9 protein-coding genes are annotated in these 8944 nt (G+C 71.9%); 8 read left to right on the plus strand and 1 reads right to left on the minus strand.

The window, feature by feature from the left end:
• Positions 1-1385, plus strand: a 1385-nt coding sequence (locus AC1D15_RS10425; protein ID WP_477825925.1) for a helix-turn-helix transcriptional regulator, incomplete at its 5' end; no start/stop codon positions are given.
• 7 nt (positions 1386-1392) lie between these two features.
• Positions 1393-2115, plus strand: a complete 723-nt coding sequence (locus tag AC1D15_RS10430; RefSeq protein WP_465114390.1) for a lytic transglycosylase domain-containing protein — start codon at positions 1393-1395, stop codon at positions 2113-2115.
• A gap of 114 nt (positions 2116-2229) precedes the next feature.
• On the opposite strand, the gene AC1D15_RS10435 is transcribed toward AC1D15_RS10430, so the two are convergent.
• Positions 2230-3963, minus strand: coding sequence for a tetratricopeptide repeat protein (locus AC1D15_RS10435; protein ID WP_477825926.1), 1734 nt, complete (start codon positions 3961-3963; stop codon positions 2230-2232).
• Between the two features lie 171 nt (positions 3964-4134).
• Here AC1D15_RS10435 and AC1D15_RS10440 point away from each other — a divergent pair, with 171 nt between their 5' ends.
• The 6 genes from AC1D15_RS10440 (at position 4135) to sctS (ending at position 8914) form a co-directional block, all read left to right on the plus strand.
• Positions 4135-5196 (plus strand): EscU/YscU/HrcU family type III secretion system export apparatus switch protein, encoded by a 1062-nt coding sequence (locus AC1D15_RS10440; RefSeq protein WP_477825927.1) that lies wholly within the window; start codon positions 4135-4137, stop codon positions 5194-5196.
• Positions 5120-6190 (plus strand): FHIPEP family type III secretion protein, encoded by a 1071-nt coding sequence (locus AC1D15_RS10445; protein ID WP_477825928.1) that lies wholly within the window; start codon positions 5120-5122, stop codon positions 6188-6190. The genes AC1D15_RS10440 and AC1D15_RS10445 overlap by 77 nt, the downstream gene beginning before the upstream one ends.
• Before the next feature lie 85 nt (positions 6191-6275).
• On the plus strand, positions 6276-6929 hold the full coding sequence (locus tag AC1D15_RS10450) for a type III secretion HpaP family protein (RefSeq protein WP_477825929.1): 654 nt from the start codon (positions 6276-6278) through the stop codon (positions 6927-6929).
• Between the two features lie 6 nt (positions 6930-6935).
• Entirely contained in the window at positions 6936-8006 is a 1071-nt protein-coding gene (gene sctQ / locus AC1D15_RS10455; protein ID WP_465114385.1) for a type III secretion system cytoplasmic ring protein SctQ, read from the plus strand.
• Positions 7984-8640, plus strand: coding sequence for a type III secretion system export apparatus subunit SctR (sctR, locus tag AC1D15_RS10460; protein ID WP_477825930.1), 657 nt, complete (start codon positions 7984-7986; stop codon positions 8638-8640). Before sctQ ends, sctR begins: the two co-directional genes overlap by 23 nt.
• Positions 8641-8653: 13 nt before the next feature.
• Entirely contained in the window at positions 8654-8914 is a 261-nt protein-coding gene (gene sctS, locus AC1D15_RS10465) for a type III secretion system export apparatus subunit SctS (protein WP_047505504.1), read from the plus strand.
• Positions 8915-8944 lie beyond the last annotated feature (30 nt).

The raw sequence follows: 8944 nt of genomic DNA on the forward strand, positions 1-8944 counted from the left end.
CGAAGGCCGAAGAGCTGCTGGGCGATCGCCCGGCCCACCTGGGCGACGAGATGCTGAGCGAGCTGGCCCAGCTGTGCGGCGACCTGATGCTGTCGCTGGACCGCGCCGAAGAGGCCGAGGAAACCTACCGCCTGGCCGTCAAGCTGGCCGGCGGCGCGCAGCGCGGCACGGTGCGCGTGGTGTCGTGCCGCGGCACCGGCTTCCTGAGCCTGTACCAGCACCGCTACGGCACGGCCGCGGCCTGCTTCGGCCGCATGGCCGTCGACGAGGCCGCGACGCCGGCGCAGAAGGTGGAGGCACTGTGCGCGATGGCGATGGCCCGCCACGGCCTCGGCCAGAAGGAGCGCGCGATGCAGGCGCTCGACGATGCGAGCGAGATCGCCCGCGACGACGATTCGGCGCAGCTCGCGATGATGGTGAGCCTGGTGCGCGTCGAGTTGCTCGCGCAAAGCGAGATCCGCGCGCACGACGACCTGCGCGACCATGTGTTCTGGCAGTCGCCGATGGTCGACCGCATGCCGGCCTCGGCCCAGCTGCAGCCGGTGGCGGCGATCGACCAGTGCATGAGCGCCTACGGCCGCTTCGCGCTGGTGGCGCGCCGGCTGCGCCAGCTGCGCGACCTGGTGATGGCCGGCAGCGGCGATGCCCGCGCGCAGGCCGCGCTGCCGGAGCACGTGGCCGGGCTGCGCACGCTGGGTCTCGCGACGCTCGAGCGCCAGGCGCGCCTGGACACCGCGCTGGTCGCGATCACGCAGCGCCAGGCCGAGCTGGCCCGTGCCACGCTCGAGCCGCTGCAGTCGCGCGAGGCCGAGATGGGCGGGCGCCASCGCTGGCGCATGGAGCTGTCGTACTGCCTGGCCAAGGTGTGCGCGCTGTCGGGCCGGGTCGACGAATCGATGCGCCACTACCAGCGCTATGCGCTCGAATCGATGCAGTGCGTGCGCACCGAATCGGCGTTCGACGACCGCGCGGCGCGGCCGGGCGCGGCGGCGCCGGTGGCGGTGAAGGACGACATCGAGATSCGGCTGCCGGCGAAGTACCGCCGCGCCTACCGCTACCTGCTGGAGCACCTGGACTGCGCCGAGCTGAGCGTGCGCGAGATCGCCGACGACATGGGCGTGACCGAGCGGGCGCTGCAGTGGGCCTTCAAGAACCACCTGGGCATGACGCCGGGCGAGGTGATGCAGCGTTGCCGCGTCGAGCGCATCCGTGCCGACCTGCTGCGCGACGACGCACCGGGCCACAGCGTGATCGAGACCGCGGCGCGCTGGGGCATCCGCAACCGCTCGACGCTGGTCACCTCGTACCGCAAGTACTTCCGCGAGACGCCGACCGAGACGCTGGCGCGCCGCGGGCGTGCGGACCAGATGGCTGCGGCGTACTGAGGCCGTCATGCGTTCGCATGGTTTGCGCGCGTCGATCGGCGCGCTGATCGCGGGGGCCGCCTCGCAGGCCGGTGCCGCCTACGACTGCACCGATGCGTTCGGCAACCGCTACCAGAGTGCACGGCTGATTGCCGAGGGGGGCGTGCAGTGCGTGGCGGCGTTGCCGCCGGTGCGGGTGGCCCAGCCGCTCACGTCGCAGGACGTGGCCTCGATCCTCGGCCTGTCCGATGCGGCCTTGGCGGCCGAGGTGCAGAGGCGCGGCGGCAGCATGCTGCTGTTGCCGCCGTCGGGCGTGGCCATTTCGGTGAACGCGCCGCCGGCCGAGCGGATCACCGCCTATGACCCGATCATTGCGGCGGTGGCGCGCTCCTTCGGCACCGACGTGAACCTGCTGCGCGCGATCGTGCACGTGGAGTCGCGCTTCAACCCGAACGCGGTATCGCCGAAGGGGGCGATCGGCCTGATGCAGGTGATGCCGGCGACCGCGTCGCGCATGGGCCTGGCCGATGCCGAGCGCAACCTGTTCGAGCCCGAGGCTAACCTGCGCACCGGCACGCGCTACCTGCGCCTGCTGCTGAACATGTTCGAGGGCCAGCCGGAGCTGGCGGTCGCGGCGTACAACGCGGGCGAGGGCGCGGTGATGAAGTACGGGCGGGAGATCCCGCCGTACCCGGAGACGCAGGCGTATGTGCAGAACGTGATGGCGATCTATCGCAGCCTCAGTCGTTAGTGGCCCACCCCCGAGGCGCTGACGCGCCTCCCCCTCAAGGGGGCAACTCCAGTGGCCCGGCAAAGCCGGTTCCACGGAGTTCTGCTTGATCCTTGCTCGGCCACCCCGGCGTGTCTACCGCTCCGCTGGCAACTCCAGCGCCACCCGCAACTCCCCCGCCGGCGCATCCATGCGCCACAGCCCGCCCTGCATCTCGCGCGCGATCTCCTCGCACAGCGTGAAGCCGACGCCGCCGACCGCCGAGGCATCCGCCTCGCGCGCCGGCGACGCGAACAGCACCCGCACCGCCGGGCCGTTCATCGACAGCAGCACCTGCGGGGCCTGCGCACCGCCCAGCCGCTCGATCTCGATCAGCAGGATGCGCAGCAGCACCGCCAGCCGCTGCGCATCGCTGCGCACCTGCGGCGGCGCGACGCCGCGCAGCACCAGCGGCTCGCGCGGCCCCGAGCGGCCGATCGCCATGCCGTTCCAGGCCTCCTGCAGCGCGAGCGGCAGGTCGAGCACCATCGCCTGCGGCGCCGCGCGGTACGAGAACATGCGCAGCTGGCGCGTCAGCGCCGTCGCCTCGTCGATGTGGGCGACCACGCCGCGCATGGCCGCCGACAGCTCGGCCGGCGTCAGGTGGTCGGCCTGCGTGATGCACAGCGACAGCGCCTGCCGCGCCGCCACCAGCGGCGCCCCCAGCGAGTGGTAGATCTGCGCCATCAGCCGGCCCACCACCGCCAGCCGCTGCGCATGCAGCATCGCGGTTTCGCGCTCCAGCCGGCGCTCCTCGGCGTCGCGCTCCAGCGCGGCCATGCGGTAGTGCAGCCGCTCCTGCTCGGGCTGCGTGTGGCGCCGCGCCGCATGCGCCTGGCGCAGCCAGCGCAGCGCATCGGCATGCCGGCCGTTCGAGGCATGCGCATTGGCCAGCATCTGCATCGTGTTCGGCAGCTCGCCGTCGTGGCGGATGCTGCGCATCGCGCTGATCGCCCGCTCGAAGCGCGCCGCGGCCCGCCCCGGCTTGCCGGCGTGCTGGTAGTACACGCCCATCGTCAGCCACACCTGCGCCATCCAGCGCGGCGCGCGCGGCAGCTGGCGCACGCGCCGCAGGAAGATCGACGCGGTGTGGCGCGCCCCCTCCAGGTCGCCGAGCCGCGAGCGCGCATAGATCACCATGTGCAGCGACGCGAGCGGGCTGCGTTCGTTCGCCTTCGGCAGCACCGCGGCCGCGCGCCGCCGCTCGGACTTCGCCTCGGCCAGCCGGCCCCGCCGCTCGTGCGCATCGGCCAGGTAGGTGCGGCTGAAACCGAGCGCCGCGCGTGCGCTCTCGGCGGTGGTCGCCACCTGGCCGCGCGTGGCCTCGGGAGGCATCTCGGCCACCACCTTCAGCACCTCTTCGCAGCAGTGCGCCGCCGCATCGAACTCGTCGACGCACAGGAAGGTGCAGGCCTGGTTGAACAGCAGCCGCACCAGCAGCTCCATGTCGCCGCTCGCGCGGGCGGCCGCCTGTGTCTGCCGCAGGTGCTCCAGCGCGCGGCTGAAATCGCCGGTCTCGATGCAGATCGAGATGCAGGTGCTGGCCGCGCTCGACGCCCGCGCGGTGTCGCCGGCGCGCGCCAGCTGCTCGCTGGCCGACAGCGCCCGCGCGTACGCGAGTTCGTACTCGCCGAGCTGCGCATGCAGCCGTGCCATCAGCAGCTGGATGCGGCCGAGCGTGTGGGCGTCGATGTCGTCGCCGGCAGCCAGCGCCGCCGCCTGTTCGAGCAGGCCGCGGTGGCGGGCAGGGTCTTCGGCGGCTTCGAGGGCGGGCAGCGCTTCGATCACGCGCTGCAAATCGGCCGTCGGCGGGGCGATCAGGTCGGGCATGCGCCGCATTGTGAGGGCGTCTGCGGGCGCCGCGGCAGCGCCGCCACGAAGCCGGCCGCCTCGCGTCGGGTTTGCGCACACCGCTTCGGGCCCGGCCCCGGCCGGCGCCGCCGGCACGCCTAGCCTGTCGATGTCGGCAATCCGTCGACGCCCGTTGCATTCGGTCACGCCATGTCCGACGAAAAAACCGAAGAGCCCACAGAGCAGAAGCTGCGCAAGGCGCGCGAGGAAGGCCAGGTCGCCAAGAGCCAGGACATGGCGATCGCCGGCTCCACGCTCGCGGTCGTCGGCACGCTGCTGGCGATGGCCGACAGCGCCGCCGCGCGCATGCGCACCGTGATCTCGCTCGCGCTGGACATCGGCCCCGGCGACATCCCGATGGACGTGATCTGGAAGCGCCTCGCCGCGATGGGCATGGAGGCGGGCCTCGTGATCCTGCCGCTGCTGGTGGTGGCGGCCATCGGCGCGGTGGTCGGCATCGCCGCGCACGTCGGCATCCAGCTCACGCCGAAGGCGGTGCAGCCCAAGTTCGACAGCCTGAACCCTGCCCAGGGCATCAAGAAGGTGTTCTCGCTGAAGTCGCTGATGACCTTCGCGCAGATGGTGCTGAAGGCGGTGGTGATCGGCGCGGTGATGTGGCAGGTCATCGTGCAGCTGCTGCCGCTGATCTCGGGCGCGGTGTTCCAGACGCCGATGGCGATCGGCGCCATCGCCTGGGGCGCGATCGGCAAGGTGCTGCTGTTCGCGGTGGCGTTGTTCATGGTGCTGGCACCGCTCGACTACGCGCTGCAGCGCCACCACTTCATGAAGGGCCAGCGCATGTCCAAGGACGAGATCAAGCGCGAGTTCAAGGGCCAGGAAGGCGACCCCGAGATCAAGGGCCAGCGCAAGCAGCTGGCGCGCGAGCTGGCCGAGGAAGACCCGAAGCAGGCGGTGGGCCGCGCCGACGCGGTGGTCGTCAACCCGACGCACTACGCGGTGGCGATCCGCTACCGCGCCGACGAGGCCGGCGTGCCGGTCGTGCTGGCCAAGGGCGTGGACGACGCGGCGCTGATCATCCGCGGCCACGCCGAGGCGATGGGCGTGCCGGTGTTCGCGCACCCGCMGCYCGCGCGCGCTGTACCTGGCGGCCGGCTTCCTGTGCGGCTTCGCGCTGGTGCCGGGCTTCCCGTGGTACGTGTTCCTGCTGCTGGCCGGCGCGCTGGTGATGCTGGGCCGCAACCTGCAAGGTAAGACCAAGGGCAAGCCGTCGCACGAGGCCGAGGCCGATGCGCTGAAGGGCCTGCAGCGCGAAGGCGCGAAGGCGCGCAAGGGCGAGATCCAGGCGATCGAGGACAAGGCGAGTGCGTTCACCGCGCCGCTCGCGGTGACGATGTCGCCGGCGCTGGCGGCCTCGCTGCGGCCCGACCTGCTGAACGCCGCGTTCGAGCGCGAGCGCCTGGGCCTGCAGGAGCAGCTGGGCCTGCCGTTCCCCGGCATCCGGCTGTGGACGCGGGCGAGCCACGCCGAGAACGAGTACGAGCTGCTGCTGCACGACGTGCCGCACGGCAGCGGCCAGGTGGTGATCGGCCCGAAGCCGGACGGCGAGCCGTCCAACGAGGAGGTGATCGCGAAGCACGCGGTGCAGTCGCTGCACGAGCAGGCGCACCAGTTCCTCGGCATCCAGGAAGTGCAGTGGGTGCTGGAGCGGGTCGGCGCCGACTACCCCGGCCTGGTGGCCGAGATGCAGAAGGTCGTCACGGTGCAGCGCATCGCCGAGGTGCTGCGCCGGCTGCTGGAAGAGCAGCTGCCGATCCGCAACATGCGGGCGATCTGCGAGAGCCTGATCAACTGGGGCCCGAAGGAGAAGGACGCGCTGATGCTCACCGAGTACGTGCGCGGCGACCTCGGGCGCTGGCTCAGCCACCGCGCGACGCAGGGCAGCGGCTCGCTGTCGGCGGTGCTGCTGGAGCCGGCGGTCGAGAAGATGATCCGCGACGCGATCAAGCCGACGCCGGCCGGCAACTACCTGGCGCTGGCGCCGGACGCGGTCGGCGCGATCGCGCGGCGCGTGAAGGACCTGGCGGGGCTGACGCCGCGTGCCGGCATCGCGGTCGTGACCTCGATGGACATCCGCCGCTACGTGCGCCGCATCGTCGAGTCGGAATCGAAGTGGCTGGCGGTGTACTCGTACCAGGAACTGGGCTCGCAGGTGCGCGTCGAGCCGCTCGGCAGGGTCGCGCTGTGACGGCGGGCCGAGCGCCGGGCCGCCCCAAGCCGGCCCGCATCCCCCCGGGGGATCGACCGGTGTACCCACCGGGCGAGGGGTTGTCATGACTCGCCCGCGCCCCGTCTCGTTTGAGGTCCACCGCAGCACGCTGCCGAAGCAGCCTGCGCCGGCTGACAGCCTGCGCGCGCCGAGCTTCACCGACCTGCTGCGCCAGCGCCGCCAGCCGGGCGGTGCGCGGCCGTTCGGCGAGCGGCTGCACCCCGACGCCGAGCCGTCAACCTCGCACGTCCCCGCCGAAGACGAACTCGCCATCTCCGCCGAGCCCGAGCACGCCGCCCCGGTCGCCCGCCAGCCCGAAGCTGAGCAGCATGGCGAGCCCGAATGGGCCGACGACCTCGTCCCCGGCCCCGAGCTGCTGCACCCGTTGCTGCACGGCAGCTCGGGAGCCGCCCGCGTGGCCCGCGCGGCCGCGCCGACGCACCCGGTGGTCGCCGCGATCGCGCAGACCATCTCGCGCTTCTGCAACGAGCGCGCCGTCGACGACAGCGAAGGCTGGCAGGTGCGCATGCCGCTGCGCCCCGATGTGTTGCCCGACACCACGCTCGCGCTGTCGATTTCGTCGTACTGGCTGCAGCTTCGCTTCGAGACCACCGAGTCGAAGTCCCGCGACCTACTCTTTGCCCATCGCGACGCACTTGCCACGGTGCTCGAGGAATCCCTCAACCGCCGGCGCGAAGTCGCCATCACCATTGACTGAATCGCCATGACCGCTGCTGCACGCATCGAACCCGTCACGCCGATTGCCACCCACCTGGGGGCCGTCGGCACCGCCGCCGCCAGCGCTTCGCGGCTGCTGCACGACCGCCGCCTCGGCGCCCTGTGGCGGGCGCTGGACCTGCAGCGCGGCCTGTCGCTCGCGGCGGTGGCCGACGCCGCCGGCGCGCCGCGCGGCGTCTCCCACTACGCGCTGGAGCTCGACTGCGACGCCGGCCGCTTCAGCCTCGCGATCGCCTGCCGCGCCGATGCCGCGCTGTCGCTGGCCGCCGCGCCCGACCTCGGTGCCCCGCTGCGCGCGCTGGCCGCCGAGGCGCTGTTCGGCGAGACCACCGAACGCCTGTCGCGCCTCGTGCTGCCCGGCGTGCAGGCGGTGTCGCTCGCACCGCTGGCCGCCGCCCAGGTGCCGCGCAGCGGCTGGTGCAGCCTGCGCCGCGGCGGTGCCGAGATCGCACGCATCGCCGTGCAACAACTTCCCGGCCCGGTGCACGACGCGCTGCGCGGTGCGGCACGGCCGCACGGCCAGCCGAGCGCCTGGCGTTCGCTGCTGCGCCTGCCGGGCGCCGCGGTGATCGCGAGCCGCGCGCTGTCGATCGACGTGCTGCGCTCGCTGCGGGTCGGCGACGTGGTGCTGCTGCCTGCGGACCTGCAGGCGCTGGATGGTGCCGCCGCGGTGCTCAGGCTGGGGCCGCGCGGTGCGCGCTGCCTGGCGGCGCCGGGGCGGATTCAAGGCAATTCATGGACAGTCGAAGGAGGACTTCAGATGTTGGACGATGACCAGGACCTGCTCGCCGAGCCGGGCGAGCAAGCAGATGCGATCGGCGAGCTCGAGCTGCCGGTGCGTTTCGAGATCGAGACCGTGTCGGTGCCGCTGTCGGAGCTGGAGGCGATCGAGCCCGGCTACGTGATCGAACTCGGGGCGCCGGCGGCCGAGGCGCGGCTGCGCCTCGTGTCGTGCGGCCAGGTGATCGGCCACGCGGAACTGGTGGCGGTCGGCTCGCGGCTGGGCGCCCGCATCACACGCATGGTGGCACGCGATGACGCAGACCACCACGGGTGAACTGCTCCCGCTGCTCGTCATCGCGTTCGCGATCGGCGTGCTGCCCTTCGTCGCGATGATGGTGACCTCGTACACCAAGATCGTCGTGGTGCTGGGGCTGCTGCGCAACGCGCTCGGCGTGCAGCAGGTGCCGCCCAACATGGTGCTCAACGGCATCGCGATCATCGTGTCGGCCTACATCATGGCGCCGCTGGTGATGGATTCGTACGACAAGATGAAGGACCAGGGCTTCGCGCCCTCGAGTGCCGGCCAGATCGGCCAGGTGCTGGAGATCGCGAAGGAGCCGGTGCGCAAGTTCCTCGACAAGCATGCGCAGGCGCGCGAGAAGGCGTTCTTCCTGAAATCGGCGGCCGCGGTGTGGYCGCCGGAGCGGGCGAAGGCGCTGAAGGCCGACGACCTGATCGTGCTGGCCCCGGCCTTCACGCTGTCGGAGCTGACCGCGGCCTTCAAGATCGGCTTCCTGCTGTACCTGGCCTTCGTCGTCGTCGACCTGATCATCGCGAACATCCTGCTCGCGCTCGGCCTGTCGCAGGTGACGCCGACGCAGGTGGCGATCCCGTTCAAGCTGCTGCTGTTCGTCGTGATGGACGGCTGGTCGACGCTGATCCACGGCCTGGTGCTGACCTACAAATAGCGAGCCCACGACCATGGACTACGACAACATCGTTCGACTGACCTCGCAGGCCATGCTGCTGTGCCTGGTGGTCTCGCTGCCGGCGGTGCTGGTGGCGGCGCTGGTGGGCCTGCTGGTGTCCTTCGTGCAGGCGATCACCTCGCTGCAGGACCAGGCCATCTCGCAGGGCGCCAAGCTGATCGCGGTGGTGATCACGCTGGTGATCGCCGCGCCGTGGGGCGCCTCGATGGTGCTCGGTTTCGCCCAGCAGGCGGTCCAGGCGGCACTGCAATGAACATGATGCGCTCCTTCACTCGGATGGCGC

Source organism: Rhizobacter sp. P2_H2 (assembly GCF_056403375.1).